Annotated in this window: 16 protein-coding genes and 7 pseudogenes; 5 read left to right on the forward strand and 18 right to left on the reverse strand. The window is 61.0% G+C overall.

Annotation, left to right across the window (positions count from 1 at the left end):
• Positions 1–22 precede the first annotated feature (22 nt).
• From BZ163_RS14940 to BZ163_RS14960, 5 genes and pseudogenes are all read right to left on the reverse strand, one after another.
• The gene (locus BZ163_RS14940) at positions 23–1,453 is read right to left on the reverse strand and encodes a cbb3-type cytochrome c oxidase subunit I (RefSeq protein ID WP_128871546.1); all 1,431 of its coding nucleotides are present in this window, start codon (positions 1,451–1,453) and stop codon (positions 23–25) included.
• Positions 1,454–1,456: 3 nt separating this feature from the next.
• Positions 1,457–1,897 (reverse strand): cytochrome c, encoded by a 441-nt coding sequence (locus BZ163_RS14945; protein ID WP_128871547.1) that lies wholly within the window; start codon positions 1,895–1,897, stop codon positions 1,457–1,459.
• A gap of 168 nt (positions 1,898–2,065) precedes the next feature.
• A complete protein-coding gene (locus BZ163_RS14950; RefSeq protein WP_128871548.1) occupies positions 2,066–2,323 on the reverse strand; it encodes a cytochrome C oxidase subunit IV family protein in 258 nt (85 codons plus the stop codon).
• A 10-nt stretch (positions 2,324–2,333) separates the two neighbouring features.
• Complete coding sequence (locus tag BZ163_RS14955; RefSeq protein WP_128871549.1) at positions 2,334–2,921, reverse strand: cytochrome c oxidase subunit 3; 588 nt, start codon at positions 2,919–2,921, stop codon at positions 2,334–2,336.
• Positions 2,905–3,707 (reverse strand): annotated as a pseudogene (locus BZ163_RS14960) (CbbQ/NirQ/NorQ/GpvN family protein). Before BZ163_RS14960 ends, BZ163_RS14955 begins: the two are co-directional and overlap by 17 nt.
• Positions 3,708–3,980: 273 nt before the next feature.
• Between BZ163_RS14960 and BZ163_RS36430 the strand changes: the two are divergent.
• The 4 genes and pseudogenes from BZ163_RS36430 to BZ163_RS14975 all read left to right on the forward strand — a co-directional run.
• Positions 3,981–4,061, forward strand: a pseudogene (locus tag BZ163_RS36430) (hypothetical protein); the annotation flags it as partial.
• Between the two features lie 24 nt (positions 4,062–4,085).
• Positions 4,086–4,403 (forward strand): c-type cytochrome, encoded by a 318-nt coding sequence (locus BZ163_RS14965; protein ID WP_128871550.1) that lies wholly within the window; start codon positions 4,086–4,088, stop codon positions 4,401–4,403.
• Positions 4,404–4,419: 16 nt separating this feature from the next.
• A pseudogene (locus tag BZ163_RS35160) lies at positions 4,420–4,623 on the forward strand (cytochrome c); the annotation flags it as partial.
• A gap of 89 nt (positions 4,624–4,712) precedes the next feature.
• A pseudogene (locus BZ163_RS14975) lies at positions 4,713–5,027 on the forward strand (cytochrome D1 domain-containing protein); the annotation flags it as partial.
• A 243-nt stretch (positions 5,028–5,270) separates the two neighbouring features.
• Here BZ163_RS14975 and BZ163_RS14980 read toward each other — a convergent pair.
• From BZ163_RS14980 to BZ163_RS15035, 12 genes and pseudogenes are all read right to left on the reverse strand, one after another.
• The gene (locus BZ163_RS14980; RefSeq protein ID WP_128871551.1) at positions 5,271–6,014 is read right to left on the reverse strand and encodes an SDR family NAD(P)-dependent oxidoreductase; all 744 of its coding nucleotides are present in this window, start codon (positions 6,012–6,014) and stop codon (positions 5,271–5,273) included.
• A 128-nt stretch (positions 6,015–6,142) separates the two neighbouring features.
• Positions 6,143–6,670 carry a nitrous oxide reductase accessory protein NosL gene (locus BZ163_RS14985; protein WP_128871552.1) on the reverse strand — a complete coding sequence of 176 codons (528 nt, stop codon included), beginning with the start codon at positions 6,668–6,670 and terminating at the stop codon, positions 6,143–6,145.
• A 31-nt stretch (positions 6,671–6,701) separates the two neighbouring features.
• Positions 6,702–7,531: pseudogene (locus BZ163_RS14990) on the reverse strand (ABC transporter permease).
• A pseudogene (locus BZ163_RS14995) lies at positions 7,528–8,450 on the reverse strand (ABC transporter ATP-binding protein). The pseudogenes BZ163_RS14990 and BZ163_RS14995 overlap by 4 nt, the downstream one beginning before the upstream one ends.
• Positions 8,447–9,739, reverse strand: a complete 1,293-nt coding sequence (locus BZ163_RS15000; RefSeq protein ID WP_371916806.1) for a nitrous oxide reductase family maturation protein NosD — start codon at positions 9,737–9,739, stop codon at positions 8,447–8,449. Before BZ163_RS15000 ends, BZ163_RS14995 begins: the two are co-directional and overlap by 4 nt.
• A 27-nt stretch (positions 9,740–9,766) precedes the next feature.
• Positions 9,767–11,686 (reverse strand): TAT-dependent nitrous-oxide reductase, encoded by a 1,920-nt coding sequence (gene nosZ / locus BZ163_RS15005; RefSeq protein ID WP_128871553.1) that lies wholly within the window; start codon positions 11,684–11,686, stop codon positions 9,767–9,769.
• On the reverse strand, positions 11,683–13,920 hold the full coding sequence (gene nosR, locus BZ163_RS15010; protein ID WP_256579033.1) for a transcriptional regulator NosR: 2,238 nt from the start codon (positions 13,918–13,920) through the stop codon (positions 11,683–11,685). Before nosR ends, nosZ begins: the two co-directional genes overlap by 4 nt.
• Before the next feature lie 109 nt (positions 13,921–14,029).
• Entirely contained in the window at positions 14,030–15,418 is a 1,389-nt protein-coding gene (hemN, locus tag BZ163_RS15015) for an oxygen-independent coproporphyrinogen III oxidase (protein ID WP_128871554.1), read from the reverse strand.
• 22 nt (positions 15,419–15,440) lie between these two features.
• A complete protein-coding gene (locus BZ163_RS15020; protein ID WP_128871555.1) occupies positions 15,441–16,784 on the reverse strand; it encodes a coproporphyrinogen III oxidase in 1,344 nt (447 codons plus the stop codon).
• A gap of 273 nt (positions 16,785–17,057) precedes the next feature.
• Positions 17,058–17,501: a CopD family copper resistance protein gene (locus tag BZ163_RS15025; protein ID WP_128871556.1), complete on the reverse strand. Its 444-nt coding sequence runs from the start codon at positions 17,499–17,501 to the stop codon at positions 17,058–17,060.
• Positions 17,502–17,601: 100 nt separating this feature from the next.
• Positions 17,602–18,042 carry a CBS domain-containing protein gene (locus tag BZ163_RS15030; RefSeq protein ID WP_128871557.1) on the reverse strand — a complete coding sequence of 147 codons (441 nt, stop codon included), beginning with the start codon at positions 18,040–18,042 and terminating at the stop codon, positions 17,602–17,604.
• Positions 18,043–18,087: 45 nt separating this feature from the next.
• A pseudogene (locus BZ163_RS15035) lies at positions 18,088–18,195 on the reverse strand (nitrite reductase (NAD(P)H) small subunit); the annotation flags it as partial.
• A gap of 219 nt (positions 18,196–18,414) precedes the next feature.
• Here BZ163_RS15035 and BZ163_RS15040 point away from each other — a divergent pair.
• A complete protein-coding gene (locus BZ163_RS15040) occupies positions 18,415–19,458 on the forward strand; it encodes an RHS repeat-associated core domain-containing protein (protein ID WP_128871558.1) in 1,044 nt (347 codons plus the stop codon).
• A 187-nt stretch (positions 19,459–19,645) separates the two neighbouring features.
• Here the strand turns inward: BZ163_RS15040 and BZ163_RS15045 are convergent.
• Positions 19,646–19,994 (reverse strand): CBS domain-containing protein (locus BZ163_RS15045; RefSeq protein WP_143511019.1); only part of this gene is annotated, 349 nt, incomplete at its 5' end.

Here is a 19,994-nt window from a genome sequence, read left to right on the forward strand (position 1 = left end):
CCTCCTTCAGGTTGTTATCGACTCACGGACGAACAGCGGATGCGGCAGCCGCGGTGATCCCGACCGGCACCCGCCGCTTGAAGCTGAACAGGTAGCAGATCAGCCCTGCGAAGAAACCGAGACCGGCGCCCAGACGGGCCCAGAACAGCACTTGCAGATGATCGACAGTGGCCATAAACGGCAACGCGACCCCATCCACCGGCCAGCGTTGCAGGTAGATCTGCACGGCTCCGGCGGCGGTGAGCAACAGCGTGATCATCACCATCGACAGGGTCATCAGCCAGAAGCCCCAGATCTCCAGTTGCTGCGAACGCTCGTCCGCCGCCTCGCCCAGCCCGCGCAGCTTCGGCATGGCGTAGCTGATCAAAGTCATCACGATCATCGCGTAGGCACCGTAGAAGGCCAGATGACCGTGAGCGGCCGTCAACTGCGAACCATGGGTGTAGAAGTTGACCGGTGCCAGGGTATGCAGGAAACCCCAGACGCCAGCGCCGAAGAACGCGGTGACCGTGGTGCCCTTGGCCCACAGCGTGGCCGCACGGTTCGGGTGGTCCCGGCGCCGGTTCTTGACCATGCTGAAGGCGAATATCACCATCGCCAGGAACGGCAGCGGTTCGAGTGCCGAGAAGATCGAGCCGACCCACAACCAGACCTCTGGCGCACCGATCCAGAAGAAGTGGTGACCCGTGCCGATGATCCCTGTTATCAACGCCATGGCGATGATCACATACAGCCATTTCTCCACGACCTCGCGGTCCACGCCGGTGATCTTGATCAACACGAAGGCCAGCATCGACCCCATGATCAGTTCCCACACGCCTTCTACCCAAAGATGCACCACCCACCACCAGTAGAACTTGTCGCGGGCCAGGTTGCCGGGGTTGTAGAAGGAGAACAGGAAGAACACCGCGAGCCCGATCAGCCCGGTCATCATCACCATGCTGACGGTAGTCTTGCGGCCTTTGAGCAGGGTCATGCCGATGTTGTAGAGGAAGCCCAGGCACACCACCACGATCCCCATCTTGCTGATGGTCGGCTGCTCCAGGAACTCCCGGCCCATGGTTGGCAGCAGTTCATTGTGGGTCAGCTTGGCCAGGCCGGCATAGGGCACCAGCAGGTAGCCGAGGATCGTCAGCACGCCCGCGGCGGCGAATACCCAGAACAGGATGATCGCCAGTTTCGGACTGTGCAGTTCGCGGTCGGCCTCTTCCGGAATCAGGTAGTAGGCCGCTCCCATGAAGCCGAACAGTATCCAGACGATCAGCAGGTTGGTGTGGACCATCCGCGCCACGTTGAACGGGATGATCGGAAAGAGAAAGTCCCCTACCACGTATTGCAGGCCCATGATCAAACCGAACAGGATCTGACCGAGAAACAGGATCAGGGCAAACACGAAGTACGGTTTGGCCACGGCTTGCGAGGCGAATTTCAGATGCGGATTAGCAATGCTCATCGCTTAGCCCTCCTTGTTTGGCGGCCAGCCATTGGTGTTGATGTTCGAGGTCCATTTGAGGAACTCGGCGATGTCATCCACCTCCTGGTCACTCAACTTGAACTGCGGCATCGCGCGCCGGCCCGATACGCCCAGTGGCTGCATTTTCATCCAGGCATGCAGGAAGGGTTTGAAGCCTGCCTCGCCGCCGCGCCGCTTGTACACGTTGCCCAGTTCCGGCGCGAAGTAGGCGCCCTCGCCCAGCAGCGTGTGGCAGCCGATGCAATTGTTTTGCTCCCAGACCAACTTGCCGCGCTCGACTGATTCGGTTAATAGCGCCTCATTGCTGCGCTCTGGAAAGGTCTGTTCCGTGTGATAGGTCAAGGCCAGGAATATCAGGAAGAAGAACACGCTCCCCCCAAAATAGATGTTCCTGGCCATGCCTTTGGTGAAGGTCTCTGACATGGTCGCTTCCTCTTTGCTTGGCGTGTCCATGATAGGAAGCGAGGGGTTGAAAACTGCTTGATGGCGATCAAGAAAGGCAGATGGTTTTGGTCGGGTATAGATCGTATGGCTGACGAAGATCCAAAGTGGGAGCGAGCAAGCCCGCTCCCACATTGGAATTGTATTTCTTCAGCGGAACTCCACCAGCGTCAGCCCTACGACGGTCGCCAGGGCCACCGCCCAGCTCAGCATCAACCGGCGCCACAGCCGCGGGGCGTGACGCATCTCCATGAAGCCGTCGGCGATCAGCCAGGCCTTGCCGACGGCCACCAGCAGGATGGCGATCGTCAACAGCCGGGTGCCCTCGGCACGCCCCAGCAGCACGGTGCATAGGCTTAACGCGGCCAACGCCGCCCAGCAGACGAGCAAAACCCTGGATACAGACATGATCACCTCGTCAACTCAACACGTAGACCAGCGGAAACAGCACGACCCAGATCAGATCGACCATGTGCCAATACAACACCCCGGATTCAAAGCCGCTGCGGTTGTCGGCGTGGTACAAACCACGGCGGCAGCGCTCGGCCAGCCAGCCGAGGATGACCATGCCGAGCACTACGTGGAGAAAGTGGAACCCGGTGAGGATCCAGTAGAGGGTGAAAAAGGTGTTGTGCTCCATGCCCAGCCCCGAGCCCAGCAAGTGGTGGTACTCGGTGAGCTTCAACAGCACATAGACACTGGCCGCGAGCAGCGCCGCCAGAAGGTAGACCGCGCCATGACGGGATCGTGAGCGCCTGACCTGTTCCTGGGCCAGCGCGGCGAACAGTCCGCCGGTCAGCAGGCTCAGGGTCATCGCCAGGCCGGTAGAAGTGTCGAGCAACAGCCGGCTGTCACTGAACATCTGCGGCTTGAGGGCCTGGGTCACGGCGAACGCCAGGATCAGGATGGCGAACACCGACAACTCGGCCAGGATGAAGAACCACATCGCCAGATCGCCCGGCAAATGGCCCCGCTTAACCCCTGTGAGCTCAGCCGAAGTGGACATCGACCACGCCCATCAGCGCTGCCACGGTCAGCGGATCATCGCTCAGCGGCTCGGCCAGGCAGGCCATGCACGCTTCCCGCGGGCTCATGCCGGAGCGGATCATGCGCGCGGTAAAAATCAGCAGGCGGGTCGAGGCGACTTCCTCCAGATCGTGCTGGTCGAGCCGACGCAGCGCCTGGCCCAGCCTGACCACTTGCGCCGCCAGCGCGTTGTCCACCTGGGCCTCCCTGGCGACGATGCGCTCTTCATCGGCCACCGGCGGGTAGCCGAAGCGCATCGCCACGAAGCGTTGCCGGGTGCTGGGTTTCATGCCTTTGAGCAGGTTCTGGTACCCGGGGTTGTACGACACCACCAGCATGAAAGAAGGCGGAGCCTTGAGCACTTCGCCGGTGCGTTCCAGAAACAGCTCGCGCCGATCGTCGGCCAGGGGATGCAGGACGACCACGGTGTCCTGGCGCGCCTCGACCACTTCGTCCAGGTAGCAAATACCGCCTTCACGCACGCGCGGGTCAACGGTCCGTCCTGCCACCAGGTGCCCTGGGCGCCGATCAGATGGCGGCCGATCAGGTCGGCGGCGCTCAGGTCGTCGTGGCAGGCCACGGTATACAGCGGCAGTTGCAGCCGATGGGCCATGTGCTGGACGAAGCGGGTCTTGCCGCACCCCGTCGGCCCTTTGATCAGCACCGGCATGCCGTGGCGCCAGGCTTGTTCGAACAGCGCCTCCTCATTATTCAGCGGTTGATAGAAGGGTTCGATCGGATGTGCGCTAGACGGGATTCGGTCCATGGGCTGCCTGCTCCAAAAGCGGATTCAAGCCACACGCTACGGGCCCCTGCGACAACCTGGCAAGGGGTGTGGCCGGCAAACTTGATCGCCGTCAAGCGAGCATTGGCCCCTTGGGCATAGCCTTGCAATGCACTAAGAACCTGCGTTCTGCGCTGCCGTTTCAGCACATCGCAAAGGGCTTGCCTGAGGAGAAATGGAATGCTGATCAGCAACAGAAGAACGTTTGCCCTGACCCTCGCCACAGTGTGTTCGTCACTGGTCCTGGCGGTGAGTAAAGCAGTCATCAAGGACAAACGACTGATCACGCCCACCGGGAAGTTCAACGTCTACAACACCCAACACGACATCTATTGAGCTCCATCAATGCAAGGAACCATCATGAAAAATACACTGTTTTCACTGTTCGCCCTGACCGCTGCGCTGAGCGTGCAGCCGGCCATGGCTGCCGAGGACGGGCCGACGCTGTTCAAGAGCAAACCCTGCGCCGCCTGCCATACCGTCGACACCAAGCTGGTGGGCCCCGCGCTCAAGGATGTCGCGGCCAAGAATGCGGGCGTGGCCGGAGCCGCGGACACCCTGGCAGGCCACATCAAGAACGGCACCTCCGGCAACTGGGGGCCGATGCCAATGCCCGCCAACCCCGTGACGGATGAAGAAGCGAAAATTCTCGCGACCTGGGTACTGACGCTCAAATAACCACCTGGAGGGCGTCATGAAGGTCTATCGACACGCTGTGATTGTGGCGGCCCTCCTCCTCATTTGCACCACCGCGGTTGCGACACCGGACGCCACGTGTCAGGCGCAACTCAAACACCTGCCGAGCCTGGACTGTGGCGCCTGCCATGGGCTGCACATGACCGGCGGACTGGGCCCCGAACTGACTCCCACGGCACTGGCACTGCAGTCATCCCGGTCGCCGGCCAACCGGTGTTCGTCACGTCGCGGCGCGGTGGTCGCTATGTCCCCTCGCCAACAGGAGCATCCCTGCATGTCAGTGTGGTCTAGCGCGGCCACGTCAATTCACGGTATGCCTGGACCGATGTGTTCTTCGGCCCCGACAACGATGCGATCCACCTGATTGACAAACAGACCCTGGAAATCGCCCGCGCCCTGGGTCCGATGCCCGGCAAAACCGCCGCCCTTGTCGAGTTCACCCGCGATGGTCGCTACCTGCTGCTGAGCATCTGGGCCACCGACGGCGCGCTGATCGTGTACGACAGCAATACCCTCAAGGAGATCAAACGCATTCCGATGAACAAGCCGTCGGGCAAGTACAACGTGGGCAACAAGATTGAGTTTGTCGAGGGGATGTCGCATTAAGCCTTGGCACACTATTCGTGTACACCCCGATTACCTGTAGGAGCCCGGCTTGCCGGCGAAGACGGTCTGATATACGGCATTGATGTTGGCTGACACGCCGCCTTCGCTGGCAAGCCAGCTCCTGCAGGGTTGCAGGTCGAGCACACTATTCGTGTACGCCCCGATTAACTGTAGGAGCCGGCTTGCCGGCGAAAGCGGTCTGATAGTCGACATTGATGTTGGCTGACACGCCGCCTGCGATGCTCAGCCCAAGGTGTAGCCATTGTCGACCTTCCAGTCCTGGCCATAGACCCCCCGGGCGCCTTGCGACAGCTGGAAGACAATCACATTGGCCACCGCCGATGCATCGAGAAAATGCCCGGGCAGCAGACGTTTGCCGAGAGTGTCGGCGACGTCGTCGAGCTCCCTTTCACTCAACCCCAGGTGGTCCCACATCGAGGTGGCGGTGGGTCCAGGGGAGACCAGATTGATGCGCACGTAATACCGCGCGAACTCCACCGCCAGGGTGCGCGCCTGCGCCGCCAGGGCGGCCTTGCCGGCAATGTAGGCCGCCAGGCCGGGAAAGCTCGAACCCGTGAGGAAACTACTGACAAACACCACCGAAGCCGGGCTCGCCAGTTCACCGCGTAACGCCGCCAGGGTGTTCAACGCCCCGGCACCGTTGACCGCCCACTGGCGCTGAAAGGACGACATGTCCAGGCTGTCGGCCATTTCCGCAATGCCCGCGCAGGGCACCAGCCAGGCCACCGGGCCCAGTACCGCGGCTCGCCGCGCCAACTGCTGCAGGTCGTCCTGGAAGGTGACGTCCCCGGCGCACCATTGCAGTCGATCACCGTGTATCTCTTTCAAGGCCGGCAATTCACCGGCGGTACGCGACATTGCCAACACCTTGGCGCCACGGGCCAACAGCGCGGCGCACAACGCCAGGCCAATCCCGGAACTGGCGCCGGTGATCACCGCCAGACGATCCTGAAACTCGGTTTGCATCATGTTCTCCTGGGCATCGCTGATGCCAAGCACTGGGGACGTAGCCAGCCTCTATCTTTGAACAAGTGCAGCAATATCGACTTGACGGCGATCAGATTTTCACCAGGGAAACCGGGCGATGCAGCGGGTCAATGGCTCGAGTGCGCCGGTGCGGACTGTTGCTGCAGCAGCGCCTGATCGATCTCGCTGAAGCGCAGCACACGCCCGCCCTGTTCCGCCACCAGCTTGTCGGCAGCCTGGCGGCTGGAGAAGGACGCCAACACCACGCCCATCGCGCCCTTGAGCGAGATGCCGACCACGTAAAAGGCGTCTTTGGCATCGATCAGATGGGCGTCATCCGGCGCGTCCCACGGACTGCGGCCCATGTCATGGACATACAACCGGGCAGCGCGATGCTGGTTTTCCGGTTGCAACCACCAGCCGATCATTTCCGCCGTGGAGCAGAATTTCCTGACACCGCTGCGTTCGACCACTTCACCCTTGGGCCCGGGGAAGCCATTGATGATCATCCCGCAGACATGGCATTCATCGCTGGGGTGAAAGGCTACCGCGGCCTCACTCAAGGACGCTTGTGCGGGCTTGTCACAGGCCGCCAACAGCAGGCAGACCATCAGGCCCGCCATGGCACGTACCGTCGTCAGATAAAACGCACTCATCGTCAATTACTCCAGAATTTCAAAGTGAAAATCAACTCGCCCGACGGCGGAACAGCAGCCAGGCCGCGGCCAGCGGCGCCGCCACCCACAGCGACAGACACAGCCACAGCATCGCGCCCGGCATCGGCAAATCGCTGCCCAGGGTCAGCACCCCGGCGGTATTGGCGCCGGGTTCAAATCCAGAGAGGTTGATCAGGCGATAGATGTCCGCAGGATTGAGCAGCAACAACCAGGGCAGGATCTTCGGATTGAACTGCCCTTCGCTGAGCACCAGCAGCGCCAGCAGGGCCAGGTCGAACACCAGCACGAAGAAAAACCACACCCCCAGGGCGAGCCCGGCGGCGGTGGACTTCTCCGCAGACACACTGCTCAACCCGTAGGCCAGGCCGAGAAAGCCCCAGCCCAGCAACGTCGACGACAGCATGAAACGACCAAAGGCCCAGAGCAGCAGGCTCAGTTCCACCTCATCCACCAGCAGCGCAATCGCCAGCATCGCGCAGCCGAAGCCGATCAACGTCGCCAGTGCCAGGATCAACCCGTGGCCGACGAACTTGCCGAGCAGGATATGCCCGCGCCCCAGCGGATACGTCAGTAACAGCAGCAAGGTGCCGCTCTCGTCCTCGCCGACGATGGCGTCATAGGCCAGCAGCAAGGCAATCAACGGCATCAGGAAGGTCGCCAGGCTGGCCAGGCTGGCGATGTCGCGGGCACCGAGGTAAAGCCCACTTGCCCGGACGCCGCGGCGCCCAACCAGGCAATACCGGTCGCCAGCACCGCGAACAACAAGCTGATCGCCAACAGCCAGCGATTGCGCAGACCGTCGTTGAACTCCTTGCGTGCCATGTTCCAGATCGGGTTCATACCACCTCCCCGGTCGCTGTTGCAGCCGCGCGGCCCATGTAGAAGCGGTAGATATCTTCCAGCGACGGTGGGTCGATCTCCACGTCAGCCGGTTCATCGTGCTTGAGCAATTGGCGCAACAGGCCGAGCTTGCTGCCATTGAGCGCAGCCACTTCAAGACCTTCCGTGCCCCAGCGTTGAGTGACATGCCCGGCATTGTTCCAGCGTTGCTGCAAGGGCCCGGCGTGCTTGAGCCCGTGGGCGCGAATCAACGTCGGCAGCCCGGCTTCCTCCCGCAGGCTGTGCAGACTGCCCAGGGCCAGCAGACGGCCCTGGGTCAGAATCGCCGCGCGGTTGATATGCGCCTCGACCCCGGGCAACACGTGGGAACACAAAATCACGCTGGTGCCCTGCTGAGCAGGCGATCGAGCAATCGGTACAGGTCCCGGGTGGCGATCGGATCGAGGCCGACGGTTGGCTCGTCGAGCAAAAGCAAGCGCGGCGCCCCGAGCAAGGCTTGCGCCAGTCCCAGGCGTTGACGCATGCCCTTGGAATAGGTCTTGACCCGCCGATGCGCCACGCCCGCCAGTCCGACTTCCTCGAGCAGCCCGTCCACCTGGGTGAACGCTGCGCCCTTGAGTCGGGCGAAATGCCGCAAGGTTTCCAGGCCACTGAGCTGCGGATAAAAGGTCACGTTCTCCGGCAAGTAACCCAGCAGGCGTCGAACGTGGGGATCACTGGGCAATCGGCCGAACACCCTGACCTGCCCTGCGCTGGCCTGGAGCAACCCCAGCACCAGCTTCATGCAGGTGGTCTTGCCCGCGCCGTTGTGGCCGAACAAGCCCAGCACTTCCCCTTCGGCCAGGCTCAGGTTCAGCTGATGCAGCACGGTGCTGTGCCCGTAGCGCTGGCTGACACCTTCGATGTCGATGACGTTCATGCGGCAGGCTCCTGGGCCAGGGGTTGAATGGGTGACTTCATCAGCGGATTACTGTCCTGCACACCCGGCGACTTCATCACCGGAAAGGCCCGTTGGACCCAGCGCAACAACTCGATACCCGGGCTGTTCATCAGCAGGCGCACTTGCGGGTACAGCCACAGCAGGCGGTCGACGTTGTCGTTGGGTTCGTAGGCGATGTCGCCCAGGCCATCGTTGTTGCGGTCCCAGCCCAGGTAATCGCTCCAGAAGTTGCCCCGGCCATCCGCCGACCATTCCTGCAAGCGGGTGGCCACGTACTTGACCTGGCGCTGGTTGCCGACAAAGGCGTTGTCGGCGATGCGGTTGTCTTCGGAGCCGGCGGTGAGGTGGATGCCCACGGCGCTGTGTTCGAAGCGATTGTGTTCGATGCTGTTGAACAGCGAGTTGTAGATGAACAACGCCTTGCCCTCGGCGCCGCTGATCATGCTGTCGCCGGTCGAACCGTCGCGCACGTCGCTGACGACGTTGTCGCGCAAGGTTGAATAGGTGATGTAGTTCATCAGGATGCCGTAGTTCTGATCCTGCTCGGAGCGATTGCCGATCACCGTGAGCTTGCGGCTTTGCATCAAGGCGTAGCCGGTACGGGTGCGGCGGGTGGTATTGCCGATCAGTTGATTATCGTTGGCGAACATGTAATGCACGCCATAGCGCAGGTCTTCCAGGGTATTGCCCTGCAGCAGGTTGCCGTTGGAGGTATCGATATAGATGCCGTCGCGGGTGTCCCGGACCTGGTTGCCAATGACCCTGGCCCCGTGCACCGCATACAAATGGATACCGTTGCCGCGATCCTGGGAGCGCACCGTCGGATCACCCTGGATGCGGTTGTCGACCAGGCTCACATCGCCGTTGCCATCGACCCAGATACCGAAACCCCGGCCTTGCAGGCGATTGTTTTTGATCACGGCGCCACGGGCCTTGGGCTGGATGAACAGCCCTGCGTTCATGGCCGTGAGGTCGTGCCCCCAGTCGAGAAAGGTGCAGCCCTCGATGCCGACATCCGGGGCGCTGATGATCAGGCCGTTGCCCTGCCCCTCGCCCTGGAACACCGCGCCCGGCTCACAGACAATCTGCATCGTTTGATCGACGCTGAACGAGCCGCGGTACTCCCCCGCCGGCAGGTGCCAGCGTTGCCCGGCGTCCTGCTTCAACGGCAAGCTGGTGACGGGTTGCACCGCCGCCAGCGCGCTGCCGCCCAGGGACAGGAGCGCCAGCGCAATGACCTTCATCGACCTTTGCTTGAAATAGGTCATTGGCCCGCTCCTGTCGATGGGCAACCGTCAGGCCTTCTCGACCAGCATGCGGCCGACCATTTCCATGTGCAGCGCATGGCAGAACCAGCTGCAGTAGAACCAGTGCAACCCCGGTTTGTCGGCGACAAAGGTGATCGAGGACGTCTGCTGCGGGCTGATCTCCATGCTCACCCCGTGATTGGTCATGACAAAACCGTGGGTCACGTCTTCGATCTGGTCGATGTTGGTGATGGTCACGGTGACTTCGTCACCCTGCTTGACGGTGAACTCCGGCAAGCCGTAGGCCGGGGCCATCGAGGTCATGTAGACCCGGACCTTCTTGCCGTCGCGGATGACCTTGTTGTCGGTCTCCAGCTTGATCCCGTCCTTGGCGGCGATGGCCACGGTTTCGGCAAAAAACGGGTCGTTGCGGTCCCAGATTTTCTTGGTCTTGATCTGGTCGCGGCGGGCCATGATGCAATCGTGGGGTTCGGCGAAGGCCGGGCCGTCGTGCACCAGCTTCATCTCGTCGCCGGAGATATCGATCAACTGATCGTTTTCCGGGTGCAGCGGGCCGGTCGGCAGGAAGCGGTCCTTGGAGAATTTGCTCAGGACCATCAGCCATTTGCCGTCGGCCTCGCTGGTTTCGGTCAGCGATGCATGGTTGTGCCCCGGCTGGTACTGCACATCGAGCTTCTGCTTGATGTAGTTGACCTTCTCGCCGGTGTAGGCGCGAACGGCTTCTTCCACGTTCCACTTCACCACCTGGCTGTCGATAAACAGCGTGGTGTAGGCGTTGCCGCGACCGTCGTAGGTGGTGTGCAGCGGGCCCAGGCCCAGTTCCGGCTCGCCGACCACCACCTCGCGCGGGTCCTTGAACTTGTCGTTGAACAGATCGTCGAGCTTGGCGGTGGCAATGATGGTGCAGGTCGGCGAAAGCTTGCCGGCAGCAATGAAATACTTGCCATCGGGCGTCATATTGATCCCGTGAGGGTTCTTCGGCACCGGGATGTAGCGGGTGAATTCGCTGTCCTTGCCTGCGGTTTTTCGACCGTCGACCACCGGCACTTTCGCGTCGCCCAGGGTGATGAACTTGCCGGCCTTGATCGCCGCTTCGATGCGCGGGATGTTGAACACCACCACCCAGTCGCGCTCGTTGCGCATCATGCCGCCGAGGTCGTAGGCCTTCTCCGAGTTGTAGCAGGTCGAGGCCGCGTACTTGCCGGTGTAGTCGGCATCGGTGTTGTCCAGGTTGCCGTCAACGATGACCTGAAAGGCCATCTCCATCTTCTCGGCATCGATGGCGTTGAACATCGTGTAGCTGTTTTTGTCCTGCAGGTCGAAGGTGCTGCCGTCATTAGGATGCGGAATCACGAACTCGGCGTTGGCGAACACGTACTTTGTGTGGGGCATTTTCTGCAGGCGCAGACCGTGCACGGCCTGCACATTCGGCACGGTGAGCATCTTGTCGCACTTCATCACATCCAGACGGATGCGCGCGACCCGGCTGTTGGCCTTGTCATTGATGAACAGGTACTTGCCATCGTACTTGCCATCGGTCATGGACAAATGCGGGTGGTGGCAGTCGCCGTTCTGGAAGTGGGCGCTGTCGCCCATGATCCGCTTGCTTTCGTTGGTCAGGCCCCAGCCGGTAGCGGAATCGACGTTGAACACCGGGATGCGCAACAGTTCACGCATCGACGGAATGCCCATGATCCGCACCTCGCCCTGGTGACCGCCACTCCAGAAACCATAGTAGTCGTCCAGATCCCCCGGTCCCACGTGGATCTTCGACTTCGACTCCTTGGCTGCCGCCGCCCAGGATTCACGAGTGAAGACTGCGCCGCCGATGGCCGTGGCACCGGCCAGCACCGCACCGGTCACTGCACTGGTGCCGAGGAAACCACGCCGGCTCAGGCCGGTCGGTTCCGTTGCCTCGGCTGGTAATGTGGATTCTGTGTCGTTCATGAGGTGCTCCTTGGAGGAATAAAATCAGTCACAGGGGACGTGAATTCGCGGGGTTCAGCCGTCACTTCCACGACAGGTATGAGTTGCGCGCTGACCGGTGCGGCCTTGCCGCGTTGTTTCTTGCGTTTGTTGATCAGCGGCGGGCATTTGTGATCGTTGTTCCAGGTCATCTGGCAATCGAGGCAGTAGTGGCACTCGTTGGCATTGATCCGGCCATCGGGATGGATTGCCTGGATCTCGCATTCTTTGGCGCAGAGCTGGCAAGGGTCGCCGCACTCCTTGCGGCGCTTGAGCCAGTCGAACAGCCGCAGTTTGGTGGGAATCGCCAGCGCCGCGCCCAACGGGCAGATGTAGCGGCAATAGACTTTGCGCGTGAAGATATTGATCACCAGCAGCGCCACCGCGTAGAGCACGAACCACCACTGGCGGTCGAACCTTAAGGTGATGGCGGTCTTGAAGGGTTCCACTTCAGCGAACAGTTCGGCCGTGGCCATCGACTCCAGGGAGACGCCGAACAGCGCCAGCAGGATGATGTACTTGATCGCCCACAGCCGCTCATGGACCGCGAACGGCAGTTCATTTTGGGGAATCTTCAGCTTGCGCGCGGCTTCGTTGATCAATTCCTGCAAGGCGCCGAACGGGCACAGCCAGCCGCAGAACACGCCACGGCCCCACAGCAGAATGCTGGCGGCGGTGAACACCCAGAGCATGAAGATCAGCGGATCGGTGAGAAACAGTTCCCAGCGGAAGTTCTCGAACAGGGCATGGACGAAGGTCAGCACGTTGACCACCGACAGCTGCCCCAGGGCGTACCAGCCGATGAACACCACGGTAAACACCAGGTAGCCGCGGCGCAGCCAATGCAGAAAGTGCGGCCGGCGAGTGAAGGTGTCCTGCAGGAACAGAATCGTCGTCAGCAGCAGCAGCGCCACGCCGAGCACCATGATCTGGAACTGTTTCTGGTACCAGATGGTCACCCACATCGGCCGGCCGGCTTCTTCGATGGCTGCCAATTCTTCGGCGCTGGGCAATGGCCGTTCCAGGTAAGGCTCGGGCATCTGGTATGGCAGTTCGAAACTGCTGAAGGTGCCGCTGACCGGACCGGTCTGACGGCGCACCAGCAATTCCAGGGTCCAGGCGGCTCCCGGATCGAACCTGGCCGGTTCACGCACGAGGAAAATCGACATCTCATCGAACTCGGGGATGCCCTCGGCGAAGACGTCGTCGAGCCGTTGATGGTCCATGTCGCGAAAGCTGATGACGTTGCCGAACTGGCGCAGTTGCACCCGGTCGAAGATCCCGCCGCGCACATAACCCGAACCCTTGTAGGAGAACAGCCCACGGCCCAGCACGGCGATGGCCTGCTCGCCCGGCTTGAGTTCCTGCATGAGAAACCGGTACTGGTTGTCGCCCAGCAGGTTGCGGCCGATGGTCGGCGCGTTCAGGTCGGCGACATAGAGTTCGATGAAGGTGTCGTCGACCTGTTCGGCACTGGCGTTGTCGATGCCTTCGGCTTCGGTGCCCTTGAAAGCGGCGTCGACCTGGCCACGGGTCAGGTTCAGGCGGCGGATCGCGCCGTTGCCGGTCAGCTGCTCCCAGGTGGCGGCTTCGAAAATGTCCTGGCGTACGGTGGCAGGTTTCTGCGCGTGGCCGGTCTGGTCCTCAACCAGTTTCAGCGATACAGCCACCTCGTGGGCGGCGCGCATGATCGCCTCGTTGACCACCATCGCCGTGACGGTCGCCCCCGCGATGGCATCCACGGTGACGGCATTCGGGTCGCTGGAGTGGCCGACGACCACCCGCTGGCTGACCTTGATGTCCTTGTATTTGGCACTGAAGGCATGAAGTTTTGCTTCGGGAATCCCGATCAGCAGGATCGGTTCGTGGTGCTCCAGGACATAGGCGTCCTTGATCACCCCCGCCGGGTCGAGGATCACCTGGGTGTTGATCGGCTTGCCCGAATAGGCCGGAATATCCACCACATCCTGGCTTTGGAACACGTAACCGGTGACGGTGCCGGCCGTTGACAGGGTACGCACCTTGAACGGGCCTTCGGGGGCGGATACCGAGTCGGTCAAGGGGAAGGTTTTTTCGATGCGCTGCTGCTCGATGCCCCCGTATTCCTTGGCCTGAACCGCGCCAATGGTGGCGGCTAGCAGTACGAGCGTCAGCACGACGCACCACTCGCGCAGGCTGCGCAGGTGGCGATGGATCGATGGCTGATGGAGGGTCATGGTTGGCCGAAATCAAGAGGGCTTTCGGTCATGTTAGGGAGCGCTGCGCCCCCTGCCCTTGATTGAAATCAACTTCAGAAAATAGCGGCCGGGGGCGCGCGCCAACGCCTCAGACAGTGCGGGAAAACAGGCCTTTTTGCTCAGCCCCCAGATAGGCGTCAAACGCCATCGCGGCACTGCGCATCATCAGATGCCCCTGGGGCAACAGCAGCAGTTCATCGCGGTGAACCAGCAGCAATCCGTCCCGTACATGTTCGTCCAACTGTGCCAGCGCCTCGGAAAAATATTCGGTAAAACAGATGCCATGACGCCGCTCGAACTTGCCGAAATCAATCCGGCCGTGGCACATCAGGTCGCCGATCACCTCTCGGCGCAGCAGGTCGTCGGCGTTCAAGCGGTAGCCCCGATGCACCGGCAATAGACCTTGATCGATTCGGGCGTAGTACTGCGAAAGCTCCTTGACGCTCTGGCTGTAGCTGTCGCCGACATTGCCGATCGACGATACGCCGAGGCCGATAAGGTCGCAGTCGGCATGGGTCGAGTAGCCCTGGAAGTTGCGTTGCAGGGTGCCGTTGGCGCGGGCCAGGGCGAGTTCGTCGTCCGGCAAGGCGAAGTGGTCCATGCCGATATAGACGTAACCGGCCGCGGTCAGTCGGCGGATGGTCAGCTCGAGCAATTCCAGCTTGCGCTCCGGCGGCGGCATGTCTTCCTGGCGGATCAAGCGTTGCGCACGCACCATCTGCGGCAGGTGGGCGTAGCTGTAGGCGGCGATACGGTCCGGGCGCAGGGCAATGATCTTGCCCAGGGTCACATCGAAACTGGCCACGGTCTGCAACGGCAGCCCATAGATCAGATCGACGCTGACCGACTTGAATCGCGCCTCGCGAGCAGCGGCGACCAGCGCATAGATCTGTTCTTCGCTTTGGGTACGATTGACCGCAGCCTGCACCTCCGGATCGAAATCCTGGACGCCGAAGCTCAGGCGATTGAAGCCCAGTTGGCGCAGCGACTGGATCTGTTCGGTGCTGATGGTGCGCGGATCGACTTCGATGGAAAACTCATGGTCGTCGCTGTCGTCCAGGTTGAATGCCTGGTGCAGGCAGTCCATCAGGTCCGCCAGCTGTTCGCTGGTCAGGTAGGTCGGTGTGCCGCCGCCCAGGTGCAGCTGCGTGAGTTTGCGGGTGTTGTCGAACAAGGCCGCCTGCATCGCGATTTCACGCTTGAGGTACGTCAGGTACTCGACGGCGCGATGGGTTTTCTGGGTAATGATTTTGTTGCAGGCGCAGTAATAACACAGGCTTTTGCAGAATGGGATGTGGATGTACACCGACAGCGGTTTGGGCACCGCCACCTGATTGCTGGCGCGCGCGGCCGTTTGATAGTCGTCCACGGCAAACGCCTGGTGAAACTGCGGCGCGGTGGGGTACGACGTATAGCGCGGCCCGGGGCGGTCATACTTCTCGACCAGGGCTCGATTGAAATCGAATGCAGGCTTCATGATCAATCTACTCGCAGGTGGGTCAATGCCATGCCGCGCTTGACCCCTTTTCAAACAAGTTGCAGATGGCATCCACGTCCGGCCGACCGGCGGGGAGAATGCTGATGAAACGGTCCGACAGCTCGATCAACCCATCATGACCCAATTGCTCGAGCAACGGCCAGATCGAGGAAAAATACCTGGAGAAGACCAGGCCGTAACGGCGCTCGATGGCGTGGATATCCAGTTCCTGGTCACAGGCCAGCCGCTCCATGACCAACTGCCTGATCTGATCCCCGGCCTCGAAGCGCCAGCCCCGGGACGTCGGCAACTGCCCGCTGTCCAGATGCTGCTGATAAGGCTCGACTGCTTCGGCGTTTTGCGTATACAGATCGTCGATCTGACCGATGGCCCCCAAGCCGAACCCGAGATGATCGCAATAACCGTGACGGCTGAAACCGTCGCAGGTGCGCCGTAGCCGGCCTCGCTCCTGGGCGATCGCCAGGTCATCGTCGGGCCGCACGAATTGCCCCAGGCCGATGTAGTGATAACCCGCGCCAATCAATTGATCGAAGCAGATCTGGCGCATCGCGCCTTTATCCTCCTGGCTGCATAGCGCCCTGCCCCTGGCGCCGGGCATCGGCCGGTAACGTCGAGGTGGCCGGGCATAGTCGAACACCAGCAGCCTGTCTGGTTCCAGCTCGATAATGGTCGCCAGTTTCTGCGCAAAGCTGTCCGGGGTCTGCCAGGCATGACCGAAACCCAGGTCGACGTTGACGGAGCGAAAGCCGAAGGTCCGCGCAGCATCGATCAGTGAATGAATCGGCGCCGGGTTCTGGTAGCAGGCCACCGACATGTCAGTGTCGCGGTCGATATCCGGAACGCCGATGCTGACGTGGTTGAAGCCCTGGTCGCGCAACGCGCCCATGGTCGACCAATCGGTATGATGAAGATCCACCTCGACACTGTAGTCGCCGCACTCATGTTCGAGAAAATTGAACCGGCCACGCAGATGCGCCATCAGCCGCTGCAGATGAACGATGGTGGGGGTGGCGCCGCCCAGATGAAACTGCTCGACCCGCTGCTCTGCACCCAGGTGGCAGCCGACGAGGTCGATTTCCTTTTCCAGGCGCTGAAGATACTGTTCGATACCACCGTGCTCGCAAGCGATCTCACGCGGGGAACAGAACGACGGCGTGAGCCTGGACGGCAGTTGCACGTTCAGGGCCAGCGGGCGGCGCTTCTGGCGACTGACGCGCAAGGCCCGCAACAGGTCCAGCGAGCCGATGCCCGCATGAAACTTTTGCGTGTCGGCATGGCAGTTGGGGTCGAGTACGCCCTGATCGCACCGGGCGCTCTCGCCTGGGGCGTGAAAGAAATCGAGCATGGCGGGTCTCCGTGACGGGCTGCGAATCACAGTGTCCGGGCTTGACGCTCAATGCTCCTTGATTTGCATCAAGCTCGAGCGAAGTGGCGGGTCCTACAGGGGATCGGTGGCGTTCGCCGATTTCATGCCCACAGAAGGTCCCCTGTAGGAGCTGGCTTGCCAGCGAAAGCGGTCTGTCAGCCAACACCCCTGCTGCATGTGCCACCGCCTTCGCCGGCAAGCCGGGCTCCTACAGGGGATCGGTGGCGTTCGCCGATTTCGTGGCGCTGGCGATCACCATGTCAGGTAGAACATACCTTTGGCCAACAGCACGATAACGACCATGTGGCAGAACAGGCTGGCGTGGATGAAGCGCAAGTAGCGCGCATTCATCCGGCCGCTCTTGAACAGGAACATGGCTGTCAGGAAATGCAGGAGCACGCTGGCGGCGACCGCGATTTTCAACGCCAGCAAGGTGCCGAACGATGAAGCCAGGGGCGCCGCGAGGGCTGGCAGGTAACGCAGCCAGACCATGCCCAGCCCCGCGCCGAACAACACCAGCAACACCCACGGCATCAGGCTGCGGGCGCGGCGGCCGATCCCCTGCTCGACCAGCAGCATCACTCTGGAGGGCAGCTGTTTGCGGATGCTTTCCAGAAACAGCACTTCGAAGAACACCGTGCCGATGAAGATCAGGGCGGCAAACAGATGCAGGGTCAGAATCAGCGGATAGATCATGGTGAGCGCCACTGGCTGGGTGTCTCTGCAGACTACACAGCCGGTCGACCCACGCGGTTGACACCGATCAAGAAAGCCCTGCACCCTGCCGCCGGGCCGATCAGTGTCCGCGAATGTAGTGCTCCAGCTGTCGAATCAAATCGGCCTGCTCGACGATGGCTTCCTTGACCAGATCACCGATCGACAACAGTCCGATCAGTTCCCCGCCCTCCACCACCGGCAGGTGGCGCAGGTGGCTGTCGGTCATGACCGCCATGCACCGCTCGATGCTGTGCTGGCTGTCCGCCGTGACCACCGGCGCACTCATGATGGCCCTGACCGAGGTGCCGACCGACGAGCGTCCCTGCAGCACCACCTTGCGTGCGTAGTCGCGCTCGCTGATCACGCCCACCACCTGCCCGTCTTCAATGACCGGCAGCGCGCCGACGTTCTTTTCGGCCATGATCCTCAGCGCTTCAAGGACCATCACGTCTGGTGCGACGCTATGCACCTGGCGGTTTTGCACCACCTTCAGCTTGAGTAACTGTGCGGCTGTTTTCATAAGAGTCTCCGATTCTGTTGCGCCCTGACCCGAAGGAGCGTGGCATCAAGCCACCCCCACCTCCACCACACCGCCATTCAAGCGCACCGGCCACACCCGCAGCCGCTGTTGCGGGTACTCCAGGCAACTGCCGTCCTCCAGGCGGAGATTGCGGGGTTTAGCCCTGCTTTTGAGGTGTTCCATTTCAGCTGCGCAGATAAAGGTTTCAGGCCTGGCGCTGTCGGCATTGCCCCTCTCCCCCCGCCCGGCTGCACAGCCGCCTGCCCGAAACAAAAAAAGTCAAAAAACCTAGCAGTTCTGCTAGTAGGCAGTCACTGGCGCAAGGTGCAAGCTTTAAGCCCGACTTATCGGACCTTGCACGGAGCTCAGTCAATGCCTACTTCCCCTCACGAAGCCATACTGTGTCGCTACAACTACGATCCGCTGGATCGCCTTGCGGCCTCCACACCCCTTGAGCAGGTAGGCATCCAGCGTTACTACTGCAAAAGTCGCCTGACCACCGAAATACAAGACGCAGTGCAATACAGCTTCTTGCAGCACGACGACCAGTTGTTGGCGCAACAGCAAACACAAGTTGGCAAGGTCGGCACTGCCCTTCTGGCAACCGACCAACAACGTTCGGTATTGAGCGCGCTCGACGCGGCTCAACCTCATTCCATCGCCTACAGCCCCTATGGCCATCGCCAACCTGAAACCGGGTTACTCACCCTGCTCGGCTTCACCGGCCAACGGCCGGATCCGGTGACCGGGCATTATCACTTGGGCAACGGTTATCGAGCGTTCAATCCGGTGCTGTTGCGGTTTCACTGTCCGGACAGTTTAAGTCCGTTTGGGCAGGGTGGGTTGAATGCGTATGCGTACTGCGAGGGTGATCCACTGAATCGCACAGATCCGACGGGACATGCTCCCAAGTTTTTAAAAGCTCTCAAAAAACTTTTTTTTTCCAAAACAAAATCCAGATCTGCGGACGTGGTGAGCACAGTTGCTCAGCCCCCCGCACGCCCAGGCACGCAAACCGCTTCTATCGGGAAAGGCGGGCCATCAAGTTCGAACATTTTGCCCAATAGTACAGGGACATCTACAACGAATGCTCCACCAGCGCCGACTCCGTCATCGAGAAAAAGTTTTGATCTCAACAATGTTACGTCGGCGTATATCGATGACCAAAGGTATATTGAGGCTCATATAAATCACAGAAATAAAATGGCAATTGATCCTAATATCGAGCCCATAGCTCCCGCTCCCGGTCCCCACCCTATGTACGATTTCACTCCAGAGGGGCGGAACGGGCTAACCGATGACCAATTACTTATTGCAACCTCGCAACTGGCAACATTTTACAACTTGTACCCCTCTAAGTATGTTTCTGATGAGCTGATACAATTGAACCTCGTGGTACGCAGGCGTTTTTCATAAAATTAAAGATATACGGACCTGCAAACAGGCTCGCATTTATTTATGCCAAGCACTTTTTGGATAAATATGAATCTAGGGGGAGTAAGATCATACTGAACATCGCCAGACATGGGAGGCTCTGGAACCTCCAGAATCTCCCACACATCAAAAAGCCACACACCCGGATGCACCCCTGCCGCCACGCCAATCAATGCCCGCGAATGTAATGCTCCAATTGCCGGATCAAATCAGCCTGCTCGACGATGGCTTCCTTGACCAGATCACCGATCGACAACAGCCCGATCAGTTCCCCGCCCTCCACCACCGGCAGGTGGCGCAGGTGGCTGTCGGTCATGACCGCCATGCACCGCTCGATGCTGTGCTGGCTGTCCGCCGTGACTACCGGCGCACTCATGATGGCCCTGACCGGGGTGCCGACCGACGAGCGTCCCTGCAGCACCACCTTGCGTGCGTAGTCGCGCTCGCTGATCACGCCCACCACCTGCCCGTCTTCAATGACCGGCAGCGCGCCGACGTTCTTTTCGGCCATGATCCTC

Origin of the sequence: Pseudomonas sp. VI4.1 (genome assembly GCF_002029345.1) — a bacterium.
Taxonomy (GTDB): domain Bacteria; phylum Pseudomonadota; class Gammaproteobacteria; order Pseudomonadales; family Pseudomonadaceae; genus Aquipseudomonas.